This window comes from Phenylobacterium sp. (assembly GCF_041691455.1).
Classification (GTDB): domain Bacteria; phylum Pseudomonadota; class Alphaproteobacteria; order Caulobacterales; family Caulobacteraceae; genus Phenylobacterium.
Genome location: NZ_JBEPUO010000002.1, coordinates 48,943 through 74,762, shown reverse-complemented (window position 1 = coordinate 74,762; position 25,820 = coordinate 48,943). Strand labels below are relative to the sequence as shown.

General features: G+C 68.8%; 31 protein-coding genes. 18 read left to right on the top strand and 13 right to left on the bottom strand.

Annotation, left to right across the window (positions count from 1 at the left end):
- Window positions 1-98 precede the first annotated feature (98 nt).
- Complete coding sequence (typA, locus tag ACESMY_RS04045) at window positions 99-1,931, top strand: translational GTPase TypA (RefSeq protein WP_372782467.1); 1,833 nt, start codon at window positions 99-101, stop codon at window positions 1,929-1,931.
- On the opposite strand, the gene ACESMY_RS04040 is transcribed toward typA, so the two are convergent.
- Entirely contained in the window at window positions 1,928-2,458 is a 531-nt protein-coding gene (locus ACESMY_RS04040; RefSeq protein WP_372782465.1) for a CHRD domain-containing protein, read from the bottom strand. The two genes, typA and ACESMY_RS04040, sit on opposite strands and share 4 nt — an antisense overlap.
- Window positions 2,459-2,576: 118 nt before the next feature.
- Between ACESMY_RS04040 and ACESMY_RS04035 the strand changes: the two genes are divergently transcribed.
- Window positions 2,577-3,248 carry a hemolysin III family protein gene (locus ACESMY_RS04035; RefSeq protein ID WP_372782463.1) on the top strand — a complete coding sequence of 224 codons (672 nt, stop codon included), beginning with the start codon at window positions 2,577-2,579 and terminating at the stop codon, window positions 3,246-3,248.
- 8 nt (window positions 3,249-3,256) lie between these two features.
- Here the strand turns inward: ACESMY_RS04035 and ACESMY_RS04030 are convergent, their stop codons facing one another.
- On the bottom strand, window positions 3,257-3,712 hold the full coding sequence (locus ACESMY_RS04030; RefSeq protein ID WP_372782461.1) for a GNAT family N-acetyltransferase: 456 nt from the start codon (window positions 3,710-3,712) through the stop codon (window positions 3,257-3,259).
- Between the two features lie 61 nt (window positions 3,713-3,773).
- On the opposite strand from ACESMY_RS04030, the gene ACESMY_RS04025 reads away from it, so the two are divergent.
- On the top strand, window positions 3,774-4,946 hold the full coding sequence (locus ACESMY_RS04025) for an aminotransferase (RefSeq protein WP_372782459.1): 1,173 nt from the start codon (window positions 3,774-3,776) through the stop codon (window positions 4,944-4,946).
- Here the strand turns inward: ACESMY_RS04025 and ACESMY_RS04020 are convergent.
- The gene (locus ACESMY_RS04020; protein ID WP_372782457.1) at window positions 4,943-5,716 is read right to left on the bottom strand and encodes a helix-turn-helix transcriptional regulator; all 774 of its coding nucleotides are present in this window, start codon (window positions 5,714-5,716) and stop codon (window positions 4,943-4,945) included. The two genes, ACESMY_RS04025 and ACESMY_RS04020, sit on opposite strands and share 4 nt — an antisense overlap.
- 69 nt (window positions 5,717-5,785) lie before the next feature.
- Here ACESMY_RS04020 and ACESMY_RS04015 point away from each other — a divergent pair, with 69 nt between their 5' ends.
- The 4 genes from ACESMY_RS04015 to ACESMY_RS04000 all read left to right on the top strand — a co-directional run bounded on the left by ACESMY_RS04015 (window position 5,786) and on the right by ACESMY_RS04000 (window position 7,985).
- Window positions 5,786-6,163: a VOC family protein gene (locus ACESMY_RS04015; protein ID WP_372782455.1), complete on the top strand. Its 378-nt coding sequence runs from the start codon at window positions 5,786-5,788 to the stop codon at window positions 6,161-6,163.
- The gene (locus ACESMY_RS04010) at window positions 6,151-6,822 is read left to right on the top strand and encodes an O-methyltransferase (RefSeq protein WP_372782453.1); all 672 of its coding nucleotides are present in this window, start codon (window positions 6,151-6,153) and stop codon (window positions 6,820-6,822) included. The genes ACESMY_RS04015 and ACESMY_RS04010 overlap by 13 nt, the downstream gene beginning before the upstream one ends.
- Before the next feature lie 78 nt (window positions 6,823-6,900).
- A complete protein-coding gene (locus tag ACESMY_RS04005; protein ID WP_372782451.1) occupies window positions 6,901-7,323 on the top strand; it encodes a GFA family protein in 423 nt (140 codons plus the stop codon).
- Window positions 7,324-7,457: 134 nt separating this feature from the next.
- Window positions 7,458-7,985 carry a hypothetical protein gene (locus ACESMY_RS04000; protein WP_372782449.1) on the top strand — a complete coding sequence of 176 codons (528 nt, stop codon included), beginning with the start codon at window positions 7,458-7,460 and terminating at the stop codon, window positions 7,983-7,985.
- A 23-nt stretch (window positions 7,986-8,008) separates the two neighbouring features.
- Here ACESMY_RS04000 and ACESMY_RS03995 read toward each other — a convergent pair whose 3' ends face one another.
- The 4 genes from ACESMY_RS03995 to ACESMY_RS03980 all read right to left on the bottom strand — a co-directional run bounded on the left by ACESMY_RS03995 (window position 8,009) and on the right by ACESMY_RS03980 (window position 10,843).
- The gene (locus ACESMY_RS03995) at window positions 8,009-8,794 is read right to left on the bottom strand and encodes an SDR family oxidoreductase (RefSeq protein ID WP_372783382.1); all 786 of its coding nucleotides are present in this window, start codon (window positions 8,792-8,794) and stop codon (window positions 8,009-8,011) included.
- 98 nt (window positions 8,795-8,892) lie between these two features.
- Window positions 8,893-9,399 (bottom strand): GNAT family N-acetyltransferase, encoded by a 507-nt coding sequence (locus ACESMY_RS03990; protein ID WP_372782447.1) that lies wholly within the window; start codon window positions 9,397-9,399, stop codon window positions 8,893-8,895.
- A gap of 63 nt (window positions 9,400-9,462) precedes the next feature.
- Entirely contained in the window at window positions 9,463-10,548 is a 1,086-nt protein-coding gene (locus ACESMY_RS03985) for a GlxA family transcriptional regulator (RefSeq protein WP_372782445.1), read from the bottom strand.
- Window positions 10,549-10,567: 19 nt separating this feature from the next.
- Window positions 10,568-10,843, bottom strand: a complete 276-nt coding sequence (locus ACESMY_RS03980; RefSeq protein ID WP_372782443.1) for a DUF4242 domain-containing protein — start codon at window positions 10,841-10,843, stop codon at window positions 10,568-10,570.
- Window positions 10,844-11,051: 208 nt separating this feature from the next.
- On the opposite strand from ACESMY_RS03980, the gene ACESMY_RS03975 reads away from it, so the two are divergent.
- The 4 genes from ACESMY_RS03975 (at window position 11,052) to ACESMY_RS03960 (ending at window position 15,139) form a co-directional block, all read left to right on the top strand.
- On the top strand, window positions 11,052-11,675 hold the full coding sequence (locus ACESMY_RS03975; RefSeq protein WP_372782441.1) for an ATP-dependent Clp protease proteolytic subunit: 624 nt from the start codon (window positions 11,052-11,054) through the stop codon (window positions 11,673-11,675).
- 4 nt (window positions 11,676-11,679) lie between these two features.
- Entirely contained in the window at window positions 11,680-13,302 is a 1,623-nt protein-coding gene (locus tag ACESMY_RS03970; RefSeq protein ID WP_372782439.1) for an alpha-glucosidase family protein, read from the top strand.
- A 25-nt stretch (window positions 13,303-13,327) separates the two neighbouring features.
- A complete protein-coding gene (locus ACESMY_RS03965) occupies window positions 13,328-14,425 on the top strand; it encodes a Rieske 2Fe-2S domain-containing protein (protein ID WP_372782438.1) in 1,098 nt (365 codons plus the stop codon).
- 123 nt (window positions 14,426-14,548) lie between these two features.
- Window positions 14,549-15,139 carry a hypothetical protein gene (locus ACESMY_RS03960; protein WP_372782436.1) on the top strand — a complete coding sequence of 197 codons (591 nt, stop codon included), beginning with the start codon at window positions 14,549-14,551 and terminating at the stop codon, window positions 15,137-15,139.
- 3 nt (window positions 15,140-15,142) lie between these two features.
- Here the strand turns inward: ACESMY_RS03960 and ACESMY_RS03955 are convergent, their stop codons facing one another.
- Window positions 15,143-16,303, bottom strand: coding sequence for a L,D-transpeptidase (locus ACESMY_RS03955; protein WP_372782434.1), 1,161 nt, complete (start codon window positions 16,301-16,303; stop codon window positions 15,143-15,145).
- 18 nt (window positions 16,304-16,321) lie between these two features.
- Between ACESMY_RS03955 and ACESMY_RS03950 the strand changes: the two genes are divergently transcribed.
- Both ACESMY_RS03950 and ACESMY_RS03945 read left to right on the top strand, forming a co-directional pair.
- Window positions 16,322-17,281 (top strand): M15 family metallopeptidase, encoded by a 960-nt coding sequence (locus tag ACESMY_RS03950; RefSeq protein WP_372782433.1) that lies wholly within the window; start codon window positions 16,322-16,324, stop codon window positions 17,279-17,281.
- Between the two features lie 16 nt (window positions 17,282-17,297).
- Complete coding sequence (locus ACESMY_RS03945; protein WP_372782431.1) at window positions 17,298-18,092, top strand: alpha/beta fold hydrolase; 795 nt, start codon at window positions 17,298-17,300, stop codon at window positions 18,090-18,092.
- Here the strand turns inward: ACESMY_RS03945 and ACESMY_RS03940 are convergent, their stop codons facing one another.
- The gene (locus ACESMY_RS03940) at window positions 18,093-18,725 is read right to left on the bottom strand and encodes a glutathione S-transferase family protein (protein ID WP_372782429.1); all 633 of its coding nucleotides are present in this window, start codon (window positions 18,723-18,725) and stop codon (window positions 18,093-18,095) included.
- An 83-nt stretch (window positions 18,726-18,808) separates the two neighbouring features.
- Between ACESMY_RS03940 and ACESMY_RS03935 the strand changes: the two genes are divergently transcribed.
- Window positions 18,809-20,455 carry an acyl-CoA dehydrogenase family protein gene (locus tag ACESMY_RS03935; RefSeq protein ID WP_372782427.1) on the top strand — a complete coding sequence of 549 codons (1,647 nt, stop codon included), beginning with the start codon at window positions 18,809-18,811 and terminating at the stop codon, window positions 20,453-20,455.
- A gap of 30 nt (window positions 20,456-20,485) precedes the next feature.
- Here the strand turns inward: ACESMY_RS03935 and ACESMY_RS03930 are convergent, their stop codons facing one another.
- Window positions 20,486-21,139, bottom strand: a complete 654-nt coding sequence (locus ACESMY_RS03930; protein ID WP_372782425.1) for a TetR/AcrR family transcriptional regulator — start codon at window positions 21,137-21,139, stop codon at window positions 20,486-20,488.
- A 59-nt stretch (window positions 21,140-21,198) separates the two neighbouring features.
- Complete coding sequence (locus ACESMY_RS03925; RefSeq protein ID WP_372782423.1) at window positions 21,199-21,846, bottom strand: TetR/AcrR family transcriptional regulator; 648 nt, start codon at window positions 21,844-21,846, stop codon at window positions 21,199-21,201.
- A gap of 319 nt (window positions 21,847-22,165) precedes the next feature.
- Here ACESMY_RS03925 and ACESMY_RS03920 point away from each other — a divergent pair, with 319 nt between their 5' ends.
- Window positions 22,166-22,363, top strand: coding sequence for a twin transmembrane helix small protein (locus tag ACESMY_RS03920; RefSeq protein ID WP_372782421.1), 198 nt, complete (start codon window positions 22,166-22,168; stop codon window positions 22,361-22,363).
- A gap of 7 nt (window positions 22,364-22,370) precedes the next feature.
- Window positions 22,371-22,946 (top strand): cob(I)yrinic acid a,c-diamide adenosyltransferase, encoded by a 576-nt coding sequence (locus ACESMY_RS03915; protein ID WP_372782419.1) that lies wholly within the window; start codon window positions 22,371-22,373, stop codon window positions 22,944-22,946.
- On the opposite strand, the gene ACESMY_RS03910 is transcribed toward ACESMY_RS03915, so the two are convergent.
- Window positions 22,943-23,218, bottom strand: coding sequence for a hypothetical protein (locus tag ACESMY_RS03910; RefSeq protein ID WP_372782417.1), 276 nt, complete (start codon window positions 23,216-23,218; stop codon window positions 22,943-22,945). The genes ACESMY_RS03915 and ACESMY_RS03910 overlap by 4 nt on opposite strands.
- Window positions 23,219-23,405: 187 nt before the next feature.
- Here ACESMY_RS03910 and ACESMY_RS03905 point away from each other — a divergent pair, with 187 nt between their 5' ends.
- Together ACESMY_RS03905 and ACESMY_RS03900 are read left to right on the top strand one after the other, a co-directional pair.
- Window positions 23,406-24,155 (top strand): electron transfer flavoprotein subunit beta/FixA family protein, encoded by a 750-nt coding sequence (locus tag ACESMY_RS03905; protein WP_372782415.1) that lies wholly within the window; start codon window positions 23,406-23,408, stop codon window positions 24,153-24,155.
- Complete coding sequence (locus tag ACESMY_RS03900) at window positions 24,155-25,099, top strand: electron transfer flavoprotein subunit alpha/FixB family protein (RefSeq protein WP_372782413.1); 945 nt, start codon at window positions 24,155-24,157, stop codon at window positions 25,097-25,099. The genes ACESMY_RS03905 and ACESMY_RS03900 overlap by 1 nt, the downstream gene beginning before the upstream one ends.
- A gap of 72 nt (window positions 25,100-25,171) precedes the next feature.
- Here the strand turns inward: ACESMY_RS03900 and ACESMY_RS03895 are convergent, their stop codons facing one another.
- Window positions 25,172-25,753 (bottom strand): RNA polymerase sigma factor, encoded by a 582-nt coding sequence (locus ACESMY_RS03895; protein ID WP_372782411.1) that lies wholly within the window; start codon window positions 25,751-25,753, stop codon window positions 25,172-25,174.
- Window positions 25,754-25,820 lie beyond the last annotated feature (67 nt).

Sequence of the window (25,820 nt, the reverse complement as noted above, 5' to 3'; positions counted from 1 at the left end):
CGGCAGGGTCGCAGCGGGTGAGTTCAAGCTGGCGGTTGCGCCCCGTCTCCCCTACAAGCGCGCCTTCCTCGCCTCCGAGACACCTCCCCAAAAATCTCATGTCGCTCCGCAACATCGCCATCATCGCCCACGTCGACCACGGCAAGACCACGCTGGTGGACCAGCTGCTCGCCCAGTCCGGCGTCTTCCGCGCCAACGAGGCGCACGCCGAGCGCGCGATGGATTCCAACGACCAGGAGCGCGAGCGCGGGATCACCATCCTGGCCAAGTGCACCAGCGTGCTGTGGCACGGCGAGGCCGGCGACACCCGGATCAACATCATCGACACCCCCGGCCACGCCGACTTCGGCGGCGAAGTGGAGCGGATCCTCGGCATGGTGGACGGCTGCGTCCTGCTGGTCGATGCCGAGGAAGGCGTCATGCCGCAGACCAAGTTCGTGCTCGGCAAGGCGCTGAAGATGGGCCTGCGCCCCATCGTCTGCCTGAACAAGGTCGACCGCCCGCACGCCGATCCAGACCGCGTCCTCAACGACGCCTTCGACCTGTTCGACGCCATGGGCGCGACCAACGAGCAGCTCGACTTCCCGCATATCTACGCGTCGGGCAAGCAGGGCTGGGCGACGCTCGACATGGCCAAGCCCAACGACAACCTGGCCCCGCTGTTCGACCTGATCGTCAGCCATGTGCCGGAACCCAAGGCCATCGTCCGGAAGGACGGCCCCTTCCAGATCCTCTCGGTGCTGATCGAGAACGACCCCTTCCTGGGCCGGCTGCTCACCGGCCGCATCGAGAGCGGCAAGGCGACGCCGGGCCTCGCCATCCACGCCCTGGGCATCGATGGCCAGGAAATCGAGCGCGGCCGGATCACCAAGGTGCTGGCCTTCCGCGGCCTGAAGCGCCAGCCGATCGAGGACGCGGAGGCCGGCGACATCGTCGCCATCGCCGGGCTCTCGAAGGCCACCGTGGCCGACACCCTCTGCGCCATGGACGTGACCGAGGCCCTGCCCGCCCAGCCGATCGACCCGCCGACCATCTCCATGACCGTCAGCGTCAACGACAGCCCGCTGGCCGGCCGCGAAGGCGACAAGGTCCAGAGCCGGGTGATCGCCGCGCGCCTGCTGAAGGAAGCCGAGTCCAACGTCGCGATCCGGGTTTCCGAGACTCCGGACCGGGACGCCTATGAAGTCGCCGGGCGCGGCGAACTGCAGCTCGGCGTGTTGATCGAGAGCATGCGCCGCGAAGGGTTCGAACTCTCCATCAGCCGCCCGCGCGTGGTGTTCCAGACCGATCCCGAAACCGGCGAGCGGCTCGAGCCCATCGAGGACGTCATGATCGACGTCGACGACGAGTTCACCGGTATCGTCATCGAGAAGCTTTCGGCCCGGAAGGCCGAGCTGAAGGACATGGGCCCCTCAGGCGCAGGCAAGACCCGTCTGTCGCTGATGAGCCCGTCGCGTTCGCTGATCGGCTATCAGGGCGAGTTCCTCACCGACACCCGCGGTTCCGGCGTGCTGAACCGCGTGTTCAGCCACTACGAGGCCTACAAGGGGCCCATCGACGCCGGCCGCAAGGGCGTGCTGGTCTCCAACTCCGACGGCGAGACCGCAGCCTTCGCCCTTTGGAACCTGGAAGACCGCGGGACCATGTTCGTGGGCGGCGGCGAGAAGACCTACCAGGGCATGATCATCGGCGAGAACAGCCGGGCCGACGACCTCGACGTCAATCCGATGAAGGCCAAGCAGCTCACCAACATCCGCTCCGCCGGCAAGGATGAAGCCGTGCGCCTGATCCCGCCGCGCCGCCCGACCCTCGAACAGGCCATCGCCTATATCGAGGAAGACGAGCTGGTCGAGGTGACGCCCAAGTCGATCCGCCTGCGCAAGAAGGTGCTGAACCCCAGCTTCCGCAAGAAGCGCGTCAAGGAAGACTAGGCGGCTGGAACTACGTCGCCGCTGATCTCGCCGTCGGTCTTGGTGTTGGTGTGGATGTTGACGACGATCCGGCCTCCGGACAGCGCCGCCACGAACTCATCGAACGAGGCTTTGGAGTTCACCAGCTTCGCGCCTTCCGCGTAGGGCTCGGCCTTCATATCGACCTTGAAGCCCTTGGCGGTCGCGACATAGTTGGGCCCGTAGGGCAGTGGGAACATCAGGGCTGAGTCCGCGGCGCCGCCGTGATCGTGCGATCCGTAGACATGCAGGTGGATCGCCCCCATCGGCGAATGCAGCAGGTTGGTCCACAGGTCCTCGATCTTCAGGCCCTCGACAGTCAGCGCCACATCCACCGTCCGGGCGTCGGTGTTCACCCGGATCTTCGCCTCGCCCGTGGCCTTGGAGCCGGTGGTTGTCGAGGGCGTCGCGCCGCTGAGGTTGGCCTTGAACGCCAGCTCCTTGGCCTGGACCGACCCGGCTGCCAGCACCGCCATGAAGGCCAGCGTGGATACGATGCGTCCGATCATGGGTTTTTCCCTGTTCAGCGGCTCAATCCGCACGCCCTGGATCGCAAGCACGTGGTAGGTTCGCAAGCGAGATTTCCCGGCCGGACGCCGGGCGGACCCGCGTCGGATCGAGATCGTCATGACCCTGGAGCTTCCAGCCAAGCCGCCCCGCCACTATCCCACCTCGGCCGCCAAATGCGCCGACCTGGTGGTGCACGTCGTGGGCCTGACCCTGGCGCTGGTGGGCGGGATCGTGCTGCTGGCGCTTGCCGTGCGGGCCGGATCGATCAACCGGGTGGTGGGCGTCTCGATCTATGCGGCGGGCGTGATCGCCATGCTGGCCTTCTCGACCGCCTATAACTTCGCCAAGGCGCGTCACCGGCCGACACTGCGCCGCCTCGACCATGCCGGCATCTTCCTGATGATCGCCGGCTCCTACACGCCCTTCACCATCCACAACCTGACCGGCGCCTGGGCCTGGGGCATGACCATCGCGGTCTGGTCGCTGGCCGGCGTCGGCGCCTTCAGCAAGCTCTTCCTGCCGAAGGTCGACCGCCGGCTGGGGGTCGCGGTCTATCTGGCGCTGGGCTGGTTGGTGGTCGTGGCGCTGAAGCCGATGATCGACCACGTCACCTGGGTCGCCCTGCTGCTGCTGGTGGCCGGCGGGGTGCTCTATTCAACGGGCGTGATCTTCTATGTGAACAAGCGCCTGAAGTTCGCCCGCGCCATCTGGCACGGCCATGTGGTCGCGGCCGCGGCCGCGCACTGGACCGCGGTGCTGCTCGGCGTGGTCCTCGCGAGCCACAGCTAGAGCTTTTCTCAGTAGCGCCGCTCCATCCAGGTGTCGCCGCGAGCGTAGTCGTTGCGGGGCGGCGGTCCGACGTCGGTGAACCCCATGGCCCGGTAGAGGCCCAGCGCCGGCGCCAGTGAGGAGTTGGTCTCCAGATAGAGCCGGGGCGCGCGCATTTCGGCGCCGGCGTCGATGCACCGCTGCATCAGGGTGCGGCCGAGGCCCGAACCGCGCAGGCTCTCGACCACCGTCATCTTGGCCACCTCGTAGCCGCCGTCGGCCATCCGGATCAGGGCCACGCAGCCCACCGGTTCGGCGTCGTTGAAGGCCATGAAGATCCGCCCGCCCTTCGCGACGATCTTGCCGTGCGGGTCGTCGAGAACCTCGCGGTCCTTGGCCTCGATGGCGAAGTATTTGGCGATCCAGGCCTCGTTCAGCGCCTTGAAGGCCCCAGCGTGCTCGGGCGCGAACTCGACGATCTCCATGGACGGACGGCCTCCGGCTGGTCATGTAGGCGAAGCTTAGCCTCCCCAGACCGATGATCTAATGGCCAACCCGATCTTCTCAAGCCTGCCGACCACGATCTTCGAAGAGATGTCGGGATTGGCCAGGACGCTTGGCGCGGTGAACCTCGGCCAGGGGTTTCCGGACGATCCGGGGCCCGACGCGATCCGGGCCAAGGCCGCCGACGCGGTCCTCAATGGCTACAACCAGTATCCGCCGATGGCCGGCCTGCCGGAGCTGCGCCAGGCGGTGGCCGGGCACTACGCCCGCACCCAGGGCCTCGACCTCGACGGAGCGAGCGAGGTCACCATCACCTCCGGGGCCACCGAGGCGCTCGCCGCCGCCTTCCTGGGGCTGATCGAGCCGGGCGACGAGGTCGTGGTCTTCCAGCCGCTTTACGACTCCTACCTGCCGGTGATCCGCCTGGCGGGCGGCGTGCCGAAGCTGGTCAGCTTGCAGCCGCCGCGCTGGCGGTTCGACCGGGCGACGCTGGAGGCGGCGTTCACCGAGCGCACCCGCTTCGTGGTGCTGAACAATCCGAACAACCCGGCCGGAACCGTGTTGCCGGACGAGGACCTGGCGCTGCTGGCCGAGCTCTGCGTCGCCCACGACGTCATCGCCATCTGCGACGAGGTCTGGGAGCAGGTGGTGTTCGGAAACGCTCGCCACCGGCCGCTGATCGCCTATCCCGGCATGCGCGAGCGCTGCGTGAAGATCGGCTCGGCCGGCAAGATGTTCGGCCTGACCGGCTGGAAGGTGGGCTTCCTCTGCGCCGCGCCGGCCCTCACCCACAGCCTGGCGCGCACCCACCAGTTCCTGACGTTCACCACCCCGCCCAACCTGCAGACCGCCGTGGCCTGGGGCCTGGAGAACGCCGAGGACTGGTTCCAGCGGATGCCGCGCGACCTGCAGCGCTCGCGGGACCGGCTCGCCGAGGGCCTGAAGCGCGAGGGCTTTGCGGTGCTGTCCTCGGAGGGGACCTATTTCCTGAACCTCGACCTCGCCGCCTCCGGGATCGCCGAACCCGACCGCGACTTCTGCCTGCGCGCGGTGAAAGAGGCCGGCGTCGCCGCCATACCGGTTTCCGCGCTCTACGAGCAGGATCCGGTGACCAGCATCGTGCGCCTGTGCTTCTCCAAGCGCGACGAAACCCTCGACAGCGGGATCGCGCGGCTGGCCAAGGCGCGCGAGCTCTCGGTGAAGGGGCAGGCCTAGGCAGCCCGGGTCCGGTACCGCGCCGGGGTGACCCCGAAGGTTCGCTTGAAGGCCGCGATGAAGGCCGAGGCGCTCTGGTAGCCGGCGTCGAGCGCCGCCTCGGTGACCGGCGCGCCGCCGCTCAGGCTCACCACCGCCTGCTGCATCCGCGCCCGGCCGCGCCAGGTCTCCAGCGACAGGCCTGTCTCGGCCAGGAACAGCCGTTGCAGGGTCCGCAGGCTCGCCCCCGAGCCGCGCGCCATCTCGGCAAGCGAAGCGTCCGCGCCGGGCTCGGCCAGCAGCCGGTCGGCGAAGGCCGCGGCGCGCGGATCGACGGGCAAGGGCAACTCCAGCGGCGCGGTCTCGGCGGCGGCCAGCAGGTCGACCAGCAGATCCTCGAGCCGTTGGTGGGCGCGATTGCCGGCCTCAAGCATCCCGAGGCGCACGATATGCAGGATGAGTTCGCGCAGCAGCGGCGCGACCTCGATCGCCCGGCATGAGGCGAGGTTCGGATGATCGCCCGCCGGGGCCAGGTAGAGCGTACGCATGGCCACCGTCCCGCGCATCTCGATCTCGTGGGCGACGCCGCCCGGCACCCAGATCGCCCGGGTGGGCGGGGTCAGCCAGGCGGCGGCGGGCGTCGCCACCCGCATCGTCCCGCTGGCCGCATAGACGAGCTGCGCCCAGGAATGGGTGTGCCGATCCAGCCGGTGGCCGTCGCGATAGGTGACCGCGAGGCCCCGCACCGGGAAGCCGTCGATATCCCGGACAGTCTGGCGCGCCTGCGACATAATTCGTCAGACTAGCGCAAGCGCGCCGCCCGGCGATAGGCCTAGTTTGGCCGCGAAGGAGACCGCGCCATGCCCGCCATACTGCGACACTTCGCGATCAACGCCGACGACGTACCTCGCGCCAAGGGCTTCTACGAGCAGGTGTTCGGCTGGACCTTCACGCCGTGGGGGCCGCCCGGCTTCTATCAGACGCGCTCGACCGGCGACGGACACATGGGCGCGCTGCAAGGCCGCCGCGACATCGGCGGGGTGAAGATGCCAGGCATGGAGATCAGCTTCGGCGTCGATGACATCAAGGCGACGGCAGCGGCCATCGAGGCCCACGGCGGCAAGGTGCTGATGCCGCCGTTCCGCATCGAGGGCGTGGGCGAGCTGATCTTCTTCCAGGACACCGAGGGGAACATCGCCGGGGCCATGCAGTACGAGAGCGTGCAATGGGCGGAGTGATCTCAGACCCCGCGCTGCAGTCGCGCATCGACGCGCTGCAGGGGCTAAGCGTGGCCCAGGAGGCGGAGACCAACCGCTACTTCGGCGAGCGGGCCAAGAAGGGCGATCTCTCCTGGGACGGCCTCGACGCGGACGCCAACCGCTTCATGGCCGACAAGATGGTGGCCCTGGAGCCGATCAAGGCGGAGTTCTGCCACATGCTCTGCCGGTCGCTGCAGGCCCGCCGGGTGGTCGAGGTCGGCACCTCCTATGGCGTCTCGACCCTCTACCTGGCCGACGCCTTGCGCGCGAACGGCGGCGGCACGGTGATCGCCACCGAATACGAGCCCGCCAAGGCCGCCAAGGCGCGCGAGACCTTCGCCGCGGCGGGGCTCTCAGACCTCATCGATCTGCGCGAGGGCGACCTGCGCGAAACCCTGAAGGTCATCGAGGGACCGGTCGACTTCGTGCTGATGGATATCTGGACCGAGATGGCGAGGCCGGCGCTCGAACTGATCGCCCCGCACCTTCGCCCAGGCGCGGTCGTCATCGCCGACAACACCGCCCAGTTCCGCCACGCCTACCGACATTTCTTCGACTTCGTGGAGGACCCGGCAAACGGTCTGCGCTCCCTCACCCTACCCTTCGACGGCGGGCTCGAGATGGTGGTCAAAGCCTAGCGCCGCCACGTACAGCCGCTCTTCCCAGAACATCTCGCCGGGTGTTCAACAAGCGGAACAATTGTGTGGGAGGTGGTCATGGCTCACGTGGGCAAGTGCTTCTGCGGCGCGGTCAAACTCGAAGTCAGCGGCGAACCGGAGGGCATGGGTTACTGCCACTGCAGCTCCTGCCGATCATGGTCCGGCGGGCCGGTGAACGCCTTCAGCCTCTGGAAGCCGGAGAACGTCAAGATCACCCAGGGCGCCGACCATGTGGCGACCTTCAACAAGACCGCGTTGAGCTTCCGGAAGTACTGCGCCAAGTGCGGCGGTCACCTGATGACCGACCACCCGCCGCTGGGCCTCGTCGACGTCTTCGCCGCCACCATCCCGACGCTGGCCTTCGCGCCGGGCGTGCACATCAACTATTCCGAGACGGTGCTGCCCATGAAGGACGGCCTGCCCAAGTTGAAAGACTTCCCGGCCGAGTTCGGCGGGTCGGGCGAGGCGATGGCTGAGTAGGTGGCCGACTGGCTGGACGCGCAGAGGTGAACGCTCGTCATCCCGTTCGCCGACGGGGCATCGTATCGCCTGTTGGCGTGGCGGCGCTTGTGCTCGTCCTGGGGACAGCCGCGTCGGCCCGCCCGGGAAACCCCGTGTTCGAGGCCGCCAGCGCCCTCTGCGCCACCAATCACGGCGATCCCGCCAAGGTGCTGGCCGCCGCCGACGCGACGGGATGGCAGCACGAGCAGCCGGAAGCCCAAGGTATTCTCAACCTCTTCAACATGCAGCTCTCACCGTCGGTGAGACTGAAATTGGTCGGCGCCGATCAACTGATGCTTGAGGCTAAAGAGAAGTCGCAGAGCACGTCGGCCGGCCTCCTGCGAACCCGAAAATGCAGCGTGGTCGCCGGGGGACTAGGCTCCGCCGGCGTCGTCGAGGCGCTCAAGCGCCAGTTCGGCCGCAAGCCCTACGCGGAGAACCCGGCGATCGCGACCTACATCTACTATGACGCCGACGACGGACGGCACTTCCTGGCCCGCGATCAGAAACAGATCGGCGCCCAGGATCTGTTGAAACATACCGTGGTCGAGATGACCGCCGGCGCGGTCGCGGGCAACTATGGGGTGTTCTACGAAGAGTCTTCGCTCGCCCCTCGGCCCGGGACCAATCCACCCGAATAGGCGCTTGGAAGGCTAGCTCCGCCTCAGCAGGTCGATCCGCCGTCCACCACGATGGTCTGGCCGGTGGTCCAGGCGCCGGCGCGGGAGGCGAGATAGACCGCCGCGCCCGCCAGGTCGTCGGGCTCGCCCAGGCGGCGCAGCGGGGTGCCCGAGCTGGCGCGCTTCTCGCCTTCCGGGGTGTCCCACAGCGCCTTGGCGAAGTCGGTCTTCACCAGACCGGGCGCGATGCAGTTGACCCGGATGTTATGCGGCCCGAGCTCCTGGGCGAGATTGCGGGCGAGCTGCATGTCGGCGGCCTTGGAGATGCAGTAGGCGCCGATCACCGTCGAGCCGCGCAGGCCGCCGATCGACGAGACGATGATGATCGCCCCGTCCTTCCGGTCCTTCATCTCCGGCGCGACCATGCCGATCATCCAGTTGTTGGCCACGATATTGTTGGAGAGAATCTTGCCGAAGGCGTCGTCGGAGATGTCGAGCTGGCTGCCATAGAACGGGTTCGAGGCGGCGTTGCAGACCAGGATGTCGATCTTGCCGAACGCCTTGCGGGTGTCGTCCATCAGCCTCTGAAGGTCGTCCTTCGAGGAGATGTTGGCCGGGATGGCGATGGCGTGGCCGGCGCTCCTGGCGTTGATCGCCGCGGCCACCTCTTCGCAGGGCCCCGCCTTGCGCGAGGAGATCACCACCTTGGCGCCGTGGGCGGCCATCTGCTCGGCGATGGCCTTGCCGATGCCGCGCGAGGAGCCGGTGATCACCGCCACCTTGCCGGTCAGGTCGAACAGCGTCCCGGTCAGGGCCGCCGGCTTGTCCATCACGTCGCTCATCCTGGCGCTCCTCTAAAACGGCCGTTTGATTTTCGGCCATTTGCGTCGCGGGCCGTCGTCAGGTCAAGCGGGGGCGGGGTGGGGCGCTAGGGGACCTGCCGCTCCATGCGGGCCACGCGCATCAGCCCGGCCTCGGGATGGCGGACGTCGATCTCGTCCACCCCACGAAAGCCCAACCCCCTGTAGAAGGACGCCAGGGGCGGATCGCAATCGAGGCGCATCAGGCGCCGGCCCTGGGCCCGCGCCAGCCCCGCGGCATGGTCCATGAGCGCCACGGGGACGCCGGTTCCGGCATGGGTGCGGCGAACCGCGAGCTTGTGGAGGTAGACCGCCTCGCCCGCCGGCCGATCGGGCCAGAAGTGCGGATCCTCCGGCAGCAGGATCATCACGCCGGCGATCCCTTCGGCCGTCCTGGCGGTCAGCATCTGACCCCGCGCGATGATCGGCGCGACGAAGGCCTCGCCAACCAGCGCGGGGTCCCAGAGCTGGGACCGCCAGGTGGTGATCCAGCGCGCAGCTTCCTGCAGGACCTCGGCGACCGCGGGCGCGTCCTGTGGCGTGGCCAGCCTCAGGTCCAGAACAGTGCGAACCATTGGGTCTCCGATGGCGAGGAAGGGCCGGACGCTAGCGCCCGGCCGTCTCCACGACAATCGAAGCTAGGCGCTCCGTATCGCCACCACCGGCTGGATGCTGCGCGGCTCCCCCATCGCCATCGGCGCGGCGGCCGGCATGCGGTAGGCCTCGAGGGCCGCCGGGCCGCTGACGTTGAGCGGCGCGAAGTTCGCCCGGTACTCGGTCGGCGTCATCCGGGTGATCCGCTTGAACAGGCTGCGGAAGAAGGCCACGTCGTCGTAGCCGACCTCCGAGCTGATCGACTGGATCGGCCGGTTGTCGCTCTCCAGCATCACCTTCGCCGCCTCGATCCGCACGGCCTGCAGGTAGTCGGCCGGCAGCCGGCCGGTGGCCGCCTTGAAGTGCCGCACGAAGGTCCTCACCCCCAGCCCGGCGCGATCGGCCAGGAACGGGATCGGGATTTCCTTGCGGAAATTCGCCTGCAGATAGGCCTCGGTGGCGCGGATGCGTTCATCGGCGTGCGGCTTGGACACCGGCAGCATGGCGAAGCCGGACTGATGGGTCCGTGGCATCGGCAGCAGGAGCGCCTTGGCGGTCTGCAGCGCCACCTCGTGGCCGCAGAGCTTCTCCACCAGGTAGAGGCTGACGTCGGCGGAGGCGAACACGCCGCCGCTGCACAGGAGACGGCTGTCTTCCGTGACGAACAGGTCCGGCCGCCAGCGCACTTTCGGATAGCGGGCGGCGAATTTGTCCGCGAGCGCCCAGTGCGTCGTGGCGATGCGGCCGTCGAGCAGCCCGGCCTCGGCCAGGTAGGCGGCGCCCATGCAGACGCCGACGATCATCGCGCCCTGCGAGTGCTGGCGGCGCAGCCAGGGCAGCAAGCTGCTGTTGGCCACCATGCACAGGTCGAGATCCAGGCTCGAAGTGGAAACGATGACAAGGTCCGACCGGTCCACCGCGTCGATCGACACATGCGGCGTGACGCCAAGGCCGTGAGCGCTGCGAACCGTGCCGCCGCCAAGCGACGCGGTTCGCACACGGAACGCCGGTTGCGAGGGGTGGTCGTGCAAATCGTTCCAAAGCTGGCCCGCGGAGTGAAAGATCTCCAGGGGCATGATCGCCGTGGACGAGAACCCGTCCTCCAGCAGCACTATAGTGACGTTGAGCATCGACCGCCCCTCCATCCGATCAGTCCTCCGCCGTCATCGGATCGATCTTGCGAGCGACTTCGATGATCCGGTTCGCGGGAAAACCGCTCAGCTTGGCATGTTCATGGATCACGCCTTCGTCCTCGGCGATGTAGACGCAATAGGTCTTGTCCTGGGTCACGTAGGACTCCACCCACTGAACCCGCGGCGCCAACTGAACCAGCGCTGCGTTCGACGCAGTCGCCGCGCCCTTATACTCCTCCGGTGACATTTTGTGCACGCCGGGGAGGTTCCGTTCGATGATGTACTTATTCATGGCTACTTCTCACGTTTCGGGGAGCCGCGGAAACTGACGATCAGCGAACGCTGTTGGAAGAGGCGATACAGACATCGGACAGGGGTGATTGCACCGCTGGGACAAAGAACCTGCAAAAGACGCCATCGCGGCGGATTCCGCGCGGGGCCCCTTGCGGTTAGAGCCTCGGCGACGCACGTTCCGTGCATAGAAATTCACGAGGACTTTTATGCGCGATATCTACCGGGGTTACCTCGACGACGAGGACGGCGACGACGAGGACAAGGGCCGCCAGCCCGACATGCCGATGACCTCCGGGCCGGTGCAGAATGCGCTGTTCAAGTCGCGCACCGTCCTGATCTTCGGCGAGATCGACATGCGGCTGGCCGAGCGGGTCACCGCCCAGATCACGGCGCTCACCGCCGAAAGCGACCAGCCGATCCGGGTGATCATCAATTCGCCCGGCGGCCACGTGGAGAGCGGCGACACCGTCCACGACATGATCCGCTTCTGCGGCGTCGAGGTGAAGGCGATCGGCACCGGCTGGGTGGCGAGCGCCGGCGCCAGCATCTTCCTGGGCGCCAAGAAGGAAAACCGCCTCTGCCTGCCCAACACCCGCTTCCTGCTGCACCAGCCGGCCGGCGGCATGCGCGGACAGGCCTCCGACCTGCAGATCGAGGCCGAGCAGATCATCAAGATGCGCGACCGCGTGAACCGGATGATCGCCAAGGAGACCGGCCAGACCATCGAGCGGATCGTCAAGGACACCCAGCGGAACTTCTGGATGAGCGCCGAGGAAGCCATCGACTACGGCCTGGTGGCGCGGATCATCAACGACACATCTGAGGTCTAGCTACGTGGACAGGCCGTGGTGGCAGGGCGCGATCCTCTACCACGTCTACGTCCGCAGCTTCTTCGACAGCGACGGCGACGGCCATGGCGACCTGCCCGGCGTGGAGGCCAGGCTCGACTATATCCGCAACCTCGGGGTGGACGGGATCTGGCTGTCGCCGATCCACCCCTCGCCGAACCGCGACTGGGGCTATGACGTCGCCGACTTCGACGGCGTGCAGGCCGACTACGGCACGGCGGAGGACTTCCAGCACCTGCTGGATGCCGCCCACGCCAAGGGCCTGAAGGTCGTCCTCGACGAGGTCCTGAGCCATACCTCCGACGTCCACCCCTGGTTCGTGGAAAGCCTGACCGGCGGGGCCGAGGGGCCGAAGGCGGACTGGTACGTCTGGGCCGACCCCCAGGACGACGGGACCGCGCCCAACAACTGGCTGTCGGTGTTCGGCGGTCCGGCCTGGGCTTACCAGCCGGCGCGGCGCCAGCACTACCACCACAAGTTCCTGCGCCAGCAGCCGAAGCTCAACTGGCGCAGTGACGGCGCGCGCGAGGCGGCGCTCTCGGTCCTCGACCATTGGCTGGCGAAGGGCGTCGACGGCTTCCGGCTGGACGTGGCCGGCACCTTCCTCCACGACGCCGCCCTCACCGACAACCCGGCCGTCCCGCCGGGAGAGCGGCGCGGCTATAACTGGTCGCACGCCGGCAACCTGCAACGGCACCTCTTCGACTCCAACCTGCCCGAGAACGTCGAGACCCTGGAGGTCATCCGCCGCCGCGTGGAGGCTCACGACGGCCTGAACGGCGGCGACCGCTTCGTCTTCGGGGAGTTTTCGGAAGAGGAAGAGCGCTGCGGCGCCTACCTTTCGCCGGCGGACGGCCTGCACTCGGCCTACACCTTCGTGCTGCTGCTCGCCCGCAAGCTGACGCACCGGTTCCTCCAGGACCACTATGCGACGCTCAGCGCCCATCCGGCGCACTGGCCGACCATCTCCTTCTCCAACCACGACGTGCCGCGCACGGTGAGCCGGTTCGGCGGCGAGAACCCTCCGCCGGAGCTCGCGAAACTGCTGTTCGCCCTGCTGGTCAGCCTGAGGGGCACGACCCTGATCTACCAGGGCGAGGAGCTCGGCCTGCCGCAGGCGAAGCTTGCCCGCGAGCAGTTGCGCGATCCGGTCGGCGACCTCTATTGGCCCTACGACGGCGGGCGCGACGGGTGCCGCACCCCAATGCCCTGGGCGCCCGGCCCGGCCCTGGGCTTCACCACTGGCGCGCCCTGGCTGCCGGCCGCCGCCGAGCACGCCGATCTCACGGTCGAGGCGCAGGAGGCGGACCCGGAGTCCAATCTCGCCTTCGCGCGCGCCATGATCGCCTTCCGCAGGGCCTCCCCGGCCATGACCGTTGGCGGGCTGGAGTTCCTGGAGGTCGCCGAGCCGGTCCTGGCCTTCGTTCGCCGCGAGGGCGAGGAGGCGATCGCCTGCATCTTCAACTTCAGCGCCGAGCCGCGGTTCGTCGAGGCGCCCGAACTCGACGGCGCGATCCTGCTGGAGGTGCGGGCCGGCGATGCGGAGCTGCGGGGCGGCTCCATCGGCCTGTCGGCCCATGCGGCGGTGTTCCTGCGGCTACCCAATTAAGCCGAGCGCGAATAGAAGCTGATGCATGGCCGATGACGCGACCCGCACGGCGAAGACGGAGGCGAAGTTCGGCCAGGGCTTCCTGACCGACATCTGGTACTTCGCCGCGCTCTCCGGCGACCTCAAGCCCGGCAAGCTCGCCCGCCATGAGCTGTTGGGCGAGCCGGTGCTGCTCGGCCGCTCGAACAAGGGCGAACTCTTCGCCCTTCGCGACATCTGCCCGCACCGCGCCGCGCCGCTCTCGGCCGGGCGCTTTCATCAGGAGACCTCGGGCGCGACCACCGTCGAATGCCCCTACCACGGGTGGCGGTTCGGCGCGGACGGCGCCTGCGCGGCGATCCCCTCGCTGGTGGACGACCAGCCGATGGATGTCAGCCGCATCCGCGTGCGGCGCTACCCGGTCGCCGAGAGCCAGGGCCTGGTCTTCGTCTGGGTGGGCTCCGACGCCCGCATGTCGGGCGAGCCCACCGAGCCGCCGCCGGTGTTCGAGGGCGTGGTGGGCGGCGGGCCGAAGCTGGTCGACCGCATGGATTTCGCGGCACACATCGACCACGCGGTCGTCGGCCTGATGGACCCGGCCCATGGGCCCTACGTCCACCAGCAATGGTGGTGGCGCTCCAAGGGCAGCCAGCACGAGAAGGCCAAGCGCTTCGAGCCGCGCGACCAGGGCTTCGCCATGGTGCGTCACGAGCCCTCGAAGAACTCCCGCGCCTACGGCATCCTGGGCGGCGAGCCGCTGACCGAGATCACCTTCCGCATCCCGGGCCTGCGCTGGGAGCATGTGACCGTCGGCAAGCGCCAGGTGCTGTCGCTGACCTGCCTGACGCCGGTGAACGAGAAGACCACCCGGATCACCCAGATCGTCTGGTCCGACCACCCGGCGTTCTTCTTCCTGCAGCCGTTCATCGCGGCCGGCGCGCGCGCCTTCCTGCGGCAGGACGGCGAGATGGTGAACCTGCAGAACCAGGGCCTGAAATACGACCCTGGCCTGCTCTGGATCGACGACGCCGACCGCCAGGCCAAGTGGTACCAGCAGCTCAAGCGCGAATGGACCGCCAGCCGCCGCGAGGACCGCGCCTTCGCCAATCCCGTGGAAGCCGTGACACTAAGGTGGCGCAGCTAGAGCGTTTCCCCCCTGACCTGGCGCAGGTCAGGCGATCAGGAAGAGCAACCAGGCAAATAGGCCACAAATCAAACACCGTGCCGGCCAAGCGTGGCCATGGGGGGCCTCAACCCGGGTTGAGGCTTGCGGACACGGCACAATCTGGCGGTTCTGGCCCTGTCGCTCGCGGCGCACCTCGCGCTGCTAGCCGCCTGGCTGAGCACGCGGCCGCAGCTGCGGCTGGTCGAACCACCGGTCATGGAAGTCGCTCTCATCCGCCCGCCGCCGAAGCCCAGGGCTCGGCCGCCGGCGGCGCCTGAGCGGACGGCGGTCCGGCCCCGGCCCGCGAGGATCGCCGAGCCGCCGCCGAGCCCGCTCCCCTTGCCGCCCGCTCCCTCGGCGCCCTCGCCAAGGCTGCTCACCGATGAGGAATTGCTGGCCGGGGCCAAGCCGAACGCCGCGCAACTCGGCGCCGACCGCGACCGGACGATCATCTTCCATGGCTGGCCGCGCGGCTGCAAACCGATGTCCGAGCACTCGAACCGGCCGGGACCGCCTTGTCCGGTCGGAGGCCCGGATGACCGGGCGAGCCGGACGCTCGCCGAGAAGGACCCAGGCCACTCAGGCTTTGCCGCCGAGGCGCGCCGCAAGGAAGCCATCGAGGACTACAAGAACGGGCCAGGGACCGGCGGCGCCTATCCCGGAATCCGCTGCACCATCTTCCACAAGTGCTGAGGCTCAGCCGGCGGCGGCCTTCGGCGCCTTGGCCTGCTCGACACCCACGAAGGCCACCACCGTGCCCTTCTTCACCGCCTGGCTGAGCTGGCGCACGTCCCAGTTGGTGAGGCGCACGCAGCCGTGGCTGGCGGTCTTGCCGACCAGGCGCGGGTCGGGCGTGCCGTGGATGCCGTAGGTGTCCTTGGTGAGATCGATCCAGGTCGAGCCCACCGGATTGTTCGGCCCCGCCTTGATGGTCAGCTTGCCCTGCTCGGCCTTGCCGAAGGTGAGCCGGGACGGATCGTAGGTGTAGGTTGGGTTGGTCGCGACGGTGCGCACCGCCCAGTCCCCCTCCGGCGCCGGGCGCTCCGTCGAGCCCACGGTCGCCGGATAAACCGCCAGCAGGACGTCGCCGCCGTAGGCGCGGATCTGCCGCTTGGTCTTGTCGACCTCGACCCGGGTGACCGGCGCCGGCAGCTTGTCGGGACCCAGGCCCGCCACCACGATCTTGCTCCCCGCAACGCTGAAATCGACGGACGGGTTCAGGCTCTTCAGCAGCGCCTCATCCATGTGGAACCGCTCGGCCAGTTCCTCGACCGGGCTCGTGAAGCCGACGGCGTCGAGCTTGGAGAGTTCCACCATGTCGGTCGGGATCTTCGCCAGGAACGGGCCCTTCACGTCTTCCGCGGTGATCACATAGTCGGTGAGCGCCGGCCGGGTGTCCTTGGCGAGCGCGGCCCAGACCTGCTCGTCCATCTTGCCGTCGACCGGCAGGCCATGGGCGGCCTCGAAGGCCCCGATGGCGTTCTGCAGGTTGCCGCCGTCCTGGCCGTCGATGACGCCGGGCGAGAAGTGAGCCCGGGCCAGCAGCACCTCGGCGCGCAACAGGGCGTTCTTCTTGGCCTGAGCGGTCACCGGCGGGGCCTTCCAGTCAGCCTGGTCGATAGCCAGCGCGAGCGGCGAGATCGACTCGACGATCAGCGGCACGTCGTCGAGCGGGGCCGGATGAACGTCGATCCCGGGGAGCGGCTTGGCCGAGGCGACCTCGGTCGCGGCCGGCGGGGCGGCCGCCGCCGTCGTTGTCGTCGTGGTCTGGGACTTGGACCCGGGATCCGAGCAGGCGGCGGCGAGCAGCAGCAGGGGAGCGCCGGCGAACAGGGCCGCCTTGGCAAACGTCATCATGGACCTCGGATCAGCGCCGTGCGTTGTCGGCGCGTGAGGTTCAAACCTTCAGAAGCGTTGCGGTTCCTGGGCGGACTGGCCGCCGCGGCGATTGTCCTGGGCCTGGTGGTGCTGCGGGTGACCAGTTGCGCCCCCGCGCCGCCGCCGCGCCCGCGCCCGGTCCCGATCGCCCCGCCGGCCGCGCCGCCTCCGCCGGTGGCGCCCCCTGTCGAGACCACGGGCGCCTGCGGCCAGGGCCCGGCGGAGGCCGCCCGCGCCAACACCGCTGCGCTCGAGACCCTGACCTGGCGGCCGTTCGGACGGGCCGAGGCCGGCTGGGAGACCTATGCGCCCTTGATCGCACGCGAGCTCCGGACGAGCTGCGCGCCGCAGACACCCGGCTTCGCCGCGGCCCTGGCGGCCTGGGCGGGCGCCCAGCGTCTCCCTGCCGACGGGGTGATGACCGAGGCGGCCTTCGCCCGCCTGAAAGGCCTCATCCAGATGCGGCGGCCCTTCGTGCGGCTGAGCGCCCAGGGCGTCTGCCCCGCCGCGCCGGCCGCCGGCCAGCTCGCTTCAGCCGCCGTCGCCGAAGGCTATGCCGGCAAGGCGATCCAGCTTCGGCCCGGCGCGCTCGCCGCCTATCGCCGGATGGCGGCCGCCGCGCGGACGGAGGATCCTCGGATCGCCGCCGACCCCAGGAACCTGACGATCTTCTCCGGCTTCCGAAGCCCGGAGTCCGACGCCGCCCGTTGCGCCAAGGAGGGCAATTGCAACGGGGTGGTCCGCGCGACCTGCTCGCCGCACCGCACCGGTCTCGCCATGGACCTCTATGTGGGCCAGGCGCCGGGCTTCGGGCCCGATTCCAGCGCCGACGCCAACCGGCTCTTCATGAGCCGCACGCCGGCCTACCGCTGGCTGGTCGCCAACGCCGACCGCTTTGGCTTCGTCCCCTACCCCTTCGAACCCTGGCACTGGGAGTGGACCGGCGAGGCGCCCTGACGCTAGGGTCGGAGCCATGGCCAGCTTCACCTCCGACGGCGTCCAGATCGCCTATGACGACATCTCCCCACCCGGCGGCGGGGAACGGACCGTCGTCCTGATCCACGGCTTCGTCTCCAACCGCAACGAAGGCTGGAAGCGGACCGGCTGGTATCAGGCCTTCGAACGCCGCCGCATGCGGGTGATCGCCCTCGACCAGCGCGGCCATGGGGAGAGTGCGAAGCTCTACGAGCCCGAGGCCTATCAGCGTGAAAAGCTGGCGGGCGACGTGCTGGCGCTCATGGACCACCTGAGTGTCCAACGGGCTGAGGTGTTCGGCTATTCCATGGGGACGCGCACGGCGCTGGCCGTCGCCATGGCCGCGCCGGAGCGGGTCTCGAACCTGATCCTGGGCGGCGTCGGCGGCAAGATGCTGGAGCCCGCGCCTGTCGTGGTCGGCGAGCCCATGGCCGAGGCCATGCTGACCGAGGATCCGGACACCATCACCCAGTCGATGCTGAAGAGCTTCCGCCTGTTCGCCGATGAACAGGGCGAGGACAGGAAGGCGCTGGCCGCCGTCACCCGGGTCACGAACCCGCCGCTCGACCGCGACGCCATGGCGGCCCTGCCCATGCCGGTCCTGGTGGTCGCGGGCGAGGGAGACACCGGCGCCGGCGACCCGGAGGGCCTGGCGCGGATCTTCCCGCACGGCCGGTCGGTCACCGTCCCGGGTTGCGACCATTTCTCGGCGATCCCGCACGCGCTCACCAAGGCCGCCGTCTTCGACTTCCTCGACGGCCTGCTGGACGACGACTTCCCGCCGTTCGAGTAGCTACTTCGCCGGACCCAGGTTGTAGGCGCCGCCCTTTTCCAAGGAGGTCTTGTAGGCCGGCCGCGCCTGGAAGCGCTCCACCCAGGCCTTGATGTTCGGGTACTTGTCCATCTGGCCCATGGCGCGGGCCACCTCGCCCACGAAGCTCATCTGGATGTCGGCGGCGGTGATGTCCTTGCCCATCAGCCAGTCGCGGCCGGCCAGCGAGCCCTCCACATAGCTCAGGTGGTTGGCCATCTCGCTCTGGATGCGCGGGTGCAGCGGCGCGCCGGCCTCACCCAGCCGGCCGACATACATGTTGAGCATCAGCGGCAGCATGGCCGAGCCCTCGGCGTAATGCAGCCATTCCTTGTACTTTTCCGCCGCCGCCTCGCCGGCCGGAGGCGCGAGCTTGCCGCCGCCGTATTTGCGCTGGATGTAGTCCACCACCGCGCCGGATTCGGCGATGGTGATGTCGCCGTCGGTGATCACCGGCGACTTGCCGAGCGGATGGACCGCCGTCAGCTCGGGCGGCGCCAGGCGGGTGGTCGCGTCGCGCTGGTAATGCTTGATCTCGTAGGGCGCGCCCAGCTCCTCCAGCAGCCACAGGATGCGCTGCGAGCGCGAGTCGTTGAGGTGATGGACGACGAGCATCGGGGACGGCCTCTGGTTTTTTCTGCGCGGCAGCAGAACCGCCTGACGCCACGCAAAGCAAGCTTCGCCTATAGTCGGTCGCGATGAGCCTGATCCTGCCCGACCTGCCCGACCTCCTCGACCGCGCCGGGGCCGAGGCCTGGGCGCTGGTCGCCGAGCTACAGGCGGCGGTGGCGGCGCGCGTGGCGCCCGGCGGCCGGCTCGACCGCGCTGCGCTCGACGCCGAGCAGCACGCGGCCCACGGCCTGGCCTGGGTGGCGGCCTATGCCGAGACCCTGCGCCAGACGGCCGCCTGGGCGCGGGACCTGGACGCCGAGGGCCGGCTGGGCGAGGCCGAGGCCCTGCCCGCCCAGCTCCTGGCGCACGAATATCTGAGCCAGCTCGCGGGCGGCCTGCCGATGAACCAGGGCGAGGTGTTCCGGCCCGCCGACCTCGGCGTCGCGGCTGAGCGGCTCGGGCCGGTCATCGCCCGCCTGCGGCCGGGCGCGTCCCAGGCCGTAAAGTCGCGGATCGTCGAGCTGCTGGAGCAGGCGCGCGGGCGGCCGTCACTGGAAGCCAGCGGCCTGGACGAGACCCTGGAGGCCATCCGCGACCAGTTCCAGGCCTTCGCCGCGGAGAAGATCGGGCCCTTCGCCCACGGCTGGCACCTGCGCGACGAGCTGATCCCGCTGGCGCTGATCGAGGAGATGGGCGCGCTCGGCGTCTTCGGTCTGACGGCGCCTGAGGACTGGGGCGGCTCGGGCCTGGGCAAGGTCGCCATGTGCGTGGTCACCGAGGCGCTGTCGCGCGGCTTCATCGGCGCAGGCTCGCTCGGCACCCGCTCGGAGATCGCCGCGGAGCTGCTACTGGCCCACGGGACCGAGCACCAGAAGCAGCGCTTCCTGCCGGGCGTGACGTCGGGCGCGATCGTCCCCACGGCGGTGTTCACCGAGCCCGAGGCCGGCTCCGACCTGGGATCGCTGCGCACCCGCGCCCTGCGCGACGGGGACGTCTGGCGGGTCACCGGCGCCAAGACCTGGATCACCCATGCCGCCCGCGCCGACCTGATGACGCTGCTGGTCCGAACCGATCCGGCGTCGAAGGACCACCGCGGACTGTCGATGTTCCTGGCTGAGAAGCCGCGCGGAACCGCCGCCGATCCCTTCCCGGCCCCCGGCATGAGCGGCGGCGAGATCGCCGTGATCGGTTATCGCGGCATGAAGGAATACGAGATCGCCTTCGACGGCTTCGAAGTCGCGGACGCGAACCTTTTGGGCGGCCAGGCGGGCCAGGGCTTCGCCCAGCTGATGGCCACCTTTGAAAGCGCCCGCATCCAGACGGCGGCCCGCGCCATCGGGGTCGCGCAGAACGCGCTCGACCTCGCTCTCGATTACGCGCTCGCCCGACGCCAGTTCGGCGAGCCCCTGGCGCGTTTCCCGCGGGTGGCCAACAAGCTGGCGATGATGGCCGCCGAGATCCTGGGCGCGCGGCGCCTCGCCTGGTTCGCGGCCGCCGCCAAGGACCAGGGACGCCGCTGCGACCTGGAAGCCGGCATGGCCAAGCTGGTGGCCGCCCGCGTCGCCTGGGCGGCGGCGGATAATGCCGTGCAGATTCACGGGGGAACCGGCTTCGCGGTCGAGCAGCCGGTCAGCCGCGTCCTGGCCGACGCGCGCATCCTCAACATTTTCGAGGGGGCCGGCGAGATCCAGGCCCAGGTGATCGCCCGGCGTCTGTTGGAGGGCGCCAACTGAGCAGGAATACCCTCTGCTTGACGGCGCGACCTAGCGCGGACGGAAACCTGCGGCGATCAGGCCGATCTGTCGGTCCATGACCTCGGTCATGGCCGGAGCATCGGCGTCGTTCCAGGCGGCGAGCCGATAGACCCAGACATAGGCCGCCATCAGGAGGTCGACGATCTCCTGGAAGTCGATCTCGTCGTGGACGTCGCCTTCCGCGACGCCCTTGGCCAGGCATTCGCAGATGGTGTCCTGCAGGCGGCGGTTGCGGCCCATGGGCGTGGAGAGCGACGGCAGGGTCCAGTCGTAGGTGGCCGCGATATAGGCCAGGAAGAGCCGTTTGTGGCGCACCTCAAAGGCGAAGTGGATCGCGAACATGGTCCGCAGGCGGTCCATGGTCGCGCCGCGCAGGTGCGGCATCACCCGGTCGAGCTCGGCGTAGAGCCCGTCCAGCCGGTCCTGCATGACCTGGCTCAGAATCTCGTATTTGGAGGCGAAGGTGGTGAAGACGCTGCCGACCGAAACCCCGGCATGGCCGGCGATCTCGCGGATCGTCGTGCCCTGATAGCCCTGGGTGTCGAAGAGTTCCCGCGCCGCCTCGATCACCCGGTTGCGCGTCGCCTCCTTCTGCGACTGGCGCAGACTGGGCGGGCCTTCGGCGACGGCGGGCAGCCGCGCCGTGGCGGCGCGTCCCGTCATGTCGTCGAGGCCTGGGAGATCACTCTGCGAAGTCATGCCAGTCTGACGGCGCCAACGGTCTAGCTCCTCCGCGCGCCCGCCAGCAGGATGGTGATCTGTTCGCGGGAGCGGGCCTGCAGGTCCTCGAGGCTCCAGTTCTCGAAGATCGCCTGCGGATAGTTGGACAGATAGGCTTCGAACAGCATCTCGGCCCGCAGCGTGGCCTGGACGTCCTGGATGAGTTCGCCGCGTTCCACGCCGCGCGTCAGCTGGTCGGCGATCAGGCCGCGGAGCACCTGGACAGGGGCGGCGTTGCGCAGGGCCGGGCCGTCCTGCGGCGACCAGCCGACGCTGAACGCCGCGCGGGCGAGCGGCAGTTGGGTCTGGTAGAAGCCATAGCCCGCCGCGAACATCCGCAGGAGCGCGTCGTCGACGCCGTTGGCGTGGACGGCGGCGTCCCGCATGGCGTCGGAGAGGGCGATCATGTCGGCCACCATGATCTCGCGGAACAGGTCGGACTTGTCGGTGAAGTTGGCGAACACCGCGCCCGTCGACATGCCCGCCGCGGCGGCGATGTCACGGATGGTGGCGCCTTCGTAGCCCTGTTCGCTGAACAGCCGGCGCGCGGCGGCCAGCACCTTGGCGCGGGTCTGCTGTTTGGCGAGCGCACGGCGCGTGGGCGCCTTGCTCGGGTTTTCGTCGACGGCTTGGATTTGAGCGAATTGCATCATGGGAATCGACGGCATAGGCCGTCCTCTCTAGGTTTGGTCGGTCGAACTCGCGGGTCACGCGCGGTTCGATGAACATGTTCACAGATCGCGTTACTCGACAAGGCAATGTCAGTTTTTGACGTTGATTTGAGCAAGTTGACTGCCGGTTGAATGCCCGTTGGGGAAATGAGAACCTCGTGTGTGACCCGAGTAGGGCCGAAATTCGACATTTTCAACGAATGAGGCTCGCTGAACATGCTCACCAATAGGCCTGGTTGGCCGCCCTTACCTTGCTTGACCGTAGCCCGCAACCCCGTCGTGGCATAAGATCCGCATAATGGACATATTCAGCTACCTGATACCAGTCGCCCTCACCGCCGTGGCGGCCGTCCTGGCGTTCGGCATCTACGCCCTGTTCCGCGGTGGGGATTTCGGCCGCTCCTACTCGAACAAGCTGATGCGCTTGCGGGTGCTCATGCAGGCGATCGCCATCGCCGTCCTGATGGGCGCGGTCTGGTGGCGGGCGAGGCACTGACTGCGGCATGGTGACGCTTAATCGCATCTATACCCGCACAGGCGACGCCGGCTCGACCCGGCTGGCCACCGGCGAGACCGTGAGCAAGGCCGACCTGCGCGTCGAAACCTATGGCGCGGTCGACGAGACCAACGCCTGCCTGGGCCTCGCCCGTGTCCATACGGCCGGCGTCGAGGCCTTCGACGCGATCCTCGCCCGTGTGCAGAACGAACTCTTCGACCTGGGCGCGGACCTGGCCCAGCCGGCCAAGGCGGACGAGGCCGAGGGCTCCAAGCTGCGGATCCTGGACAGCCAGGTCGCCCGGCTGGAGGCCGAGATCGACGCGCTGAACGCCGAGCTTCCGCCGCTCGCCTCCTTCGTCCTGCCGGGAGGAACGCCGGCCGCCGCCGCCCTGCACCTGGCCCGCACCGTCTGCCGCCGCGCCGAGCGCGAAGCCGTGCGGCTGGTCGAGGCCGGCGAGCCGGTCAGCGGCCCGGCCATGCGCTACCTCAATCGGCTTTCGGACCTGCTGTTCGTGGCCGCGCGCTACGCCAACGACCGCGGCGCAAGCGAGGTCTTCTGGACGTCCGGCGCGACCCGCTAGGGCTTGGGCGCGGCCGTCGCCGGCGGCGGGACCCGCCCGATGGCCCTCAGGGCTGCGTCTCGGGCGGCCTTGTTGGTGATCATCCGGCCGGTGATGTCGGAGGTCAGGATCGGCTGGGCGCACACCCTCTCGTAGCCATCCCACCAGCGATGAGCCTCCAGGCATTTCTGTTCGGGCATGGCCCAGCCCACGGTCCAGACCAGGGTGCCAATGTTGGCCAGGGCGAAAATGCCGAGGAAAATCAGCTTCAGACGTTCGATCGTCGGGTTCATATCGGTCTTCTTGGGGCGTCGGAGTTGCGCTGGCCCCCCTTCATACGGGATCGGGCGCGAGGCTGGCTAGCCGTGAGCCCTGGCCGAAATGCGGCGCCCGAGCGGGGCCGCCGGTTTGCAAACCGCGCCGGAAACGCTATTGCCCCCCACGATCCATTTTTCCCCGAGCAGATTTGAGAGCGCCCCGATGAAGGTGTTGGTCCCGGTCAAGCGGGTGATCGATTACAACGTCAAGGCCCGGGTGAAGCCCGACCAGACGGGTGTCGACCTCGCAAATGTGAAGATGTCGATGAACCCCTTCTGCGAGATCGCGGTCGAAGAGGCCGTGCGTCTGCGCGAAAAGGGCGTCGCCACCGAAGTCGTCGCCGTCTCCATCGGCCCGCAGCAGGCGAGCGAGACGCTGCGCACGGCGCTGGCCATGGGCGCGGACCGGGCGATCCTGGTGCAGACCACCGAGGACCTGGAGCCCCTGGCGGTCGCCAAGGTGCTGAAGGCGATCATCGGCGAGGAAAGCCCCGACCTGGTGATCATGGGCAAGCAGGCCATCGACGGCGACAACAACGCCACCGGCCAGATGCTGGCGACCCTGCTCGACTGGCCCCAGGCGACCTTCGCCTCGGCGCTGGAAGTCTCCGGCAAGAAGGCCAAGGTGACCCGCGAGGTCGACGGCGGCCTGCAGACGCTGGAGATCGACCTGCCCGGCATCGTCACCGCCGACCTGCGCCTCAATGAGCCGCGCTACGCGAGCCTGCCGAACATCATGAAGGCCAAGAAGAAGGAGCTCGCCGTGAATGAGCTCGCCTCGCTCGGCGTCGACACCGCGCCCCGGCTGAAGGTGGTCAAGGTCACCGAGCCGCCGAAGCGCGCCGGCGGCGTCAAGGTCGAGACCGCCGCCGACCTCGTCTCCAAGCTCAAGACCGAAGCGGGGGTTCTCTGATGGCCGTTCTCGTCATCGCCGACCACGACAATGCGACGCTGAAGGACAACACCGAAAAGACGGTGACCGCCGCCCTGAAGCTGTCCAGCGACATCGACATCCTGGTGGCCGGCAAGGGCGCCAAGGGCGTCGCCGACGCCGCCGCCAAGATCACCGGCGTGCGCAAGGTCCTGCTGGCCGAAAGCGCCGAGCTGGGCGAGGGCCTGGCCGAGAGCATGGAAGCCCTCGTCGTCCCGCTGATGGCCAATTACGACGCGGTGCTGACGCCGGCGACCAGCCAGGGCAAGAACTTCAGCCCGCGGATCGCCGCCAAGCTCGACGTGGCCCAGATCTCCGAGATCGTCGACGTGATCGACGCCGACACCTTCGTGCGGCCGATCTACGCCGGCAACGCGCTGGAGACCATCAAGTCCTCCGACGCCAAGAAGGTGATCACCGTGCGCCCGACCGTCTTCAAGGCGGCGGCGGACGGCGGCTCGGCCAAGGTGGAGACCATCCCCGCCCCGGCCGCTCCGGCCAAGACCCACTTCGTCGACCAGAAGCTGGTGAAGTCGGCGCGTCCGGAGCTCTCGGGCGCGAAGATCGTGGTCTCCGGCGGCCGCGCCATGGGCTCGGCGGAAGAGTTCCAGAAGGTCATCGAGCCCCTGGCCGACAAGCTGGGCGCCGCGGTCGGCGCGTCGCGCGCGGCGGTCGACGCCGGCTACGCGCCCAACGACTACCAGGTCGGCCAGACCGGCAAGGTGGTCGCGCCCGAGCTCTACATCGCCATCGGCATCTCCGGCGCCATCCAGCACCTGGCCGGCATGAAGGATTCCAAGGTGATCGTGGCGATCAACAAGGACGCCGACGCACCGATCTTCCAGGTCGCCGACTACGGCCTGGTGGCCGACTACAAGACCGCCGTGCCGGAGCTGATGGCCGCCCTGACCGCCGCCGGAAAGTAGCGCCTCGGCCAGGAAGAATGAAGCAGGGGGGGCCGGCGCCGCACGGGGCCGCCCCTTTTTCTTGCGCCGCCCCTAGGCCATCGCCTGCATCAGGGTCCGGAGCGCGAGGGCGACGTGCTTCTCCACGGTGTTTTCCGAGATCCCCATCCGCCGCGCCACCTCCCGCTGCGAGAGCCCCTCGACCTTGCGCAGGGTGAAGGCCTCGCGGCGCTTCGGCGGCAGGCCGGCGACCAGTCCGGCCAGCCGGCGCAGCTGCTCGCGCGCCGAGGCCTGCTGTTCCGGCGACGGCTCGTCGAGCGCATAGCGCGACCAGCCGGCGTCGCCGACGGTCTCGAACCTGGCGACCTGGGCGCGGCGCAGATGGCGCTGGATCAGCGAGTGGGCCGTCTGGAAGGCGTAGGCGCGGGGCGAGGCGATGTGCTCCACCGACGCGAGGCCCGCCAGCAGGGCATAGGTCTCCTGGACGATGTCATCGATCTCCAGGCCGCGGACCGCGCGGCGCCGCAGCCACGATCGCAGCATCGGCTCGTGGGGCAGGACGTAACGGCCGAGCCAGCGCGCGCGGTCCCAGGTCGGGAGGCTCGCGGCCTCAGGCTCCGGGCCGGCAGAGTCGTCAGGTCCCGCCGCGCCCGCCATGGCCAGGCGCATGAGCATCGATCTACACCTTTGATTTGGTTTCGTATTCGGACCGCCGATCTGCGGATGTAGAGAACCCGGCGCG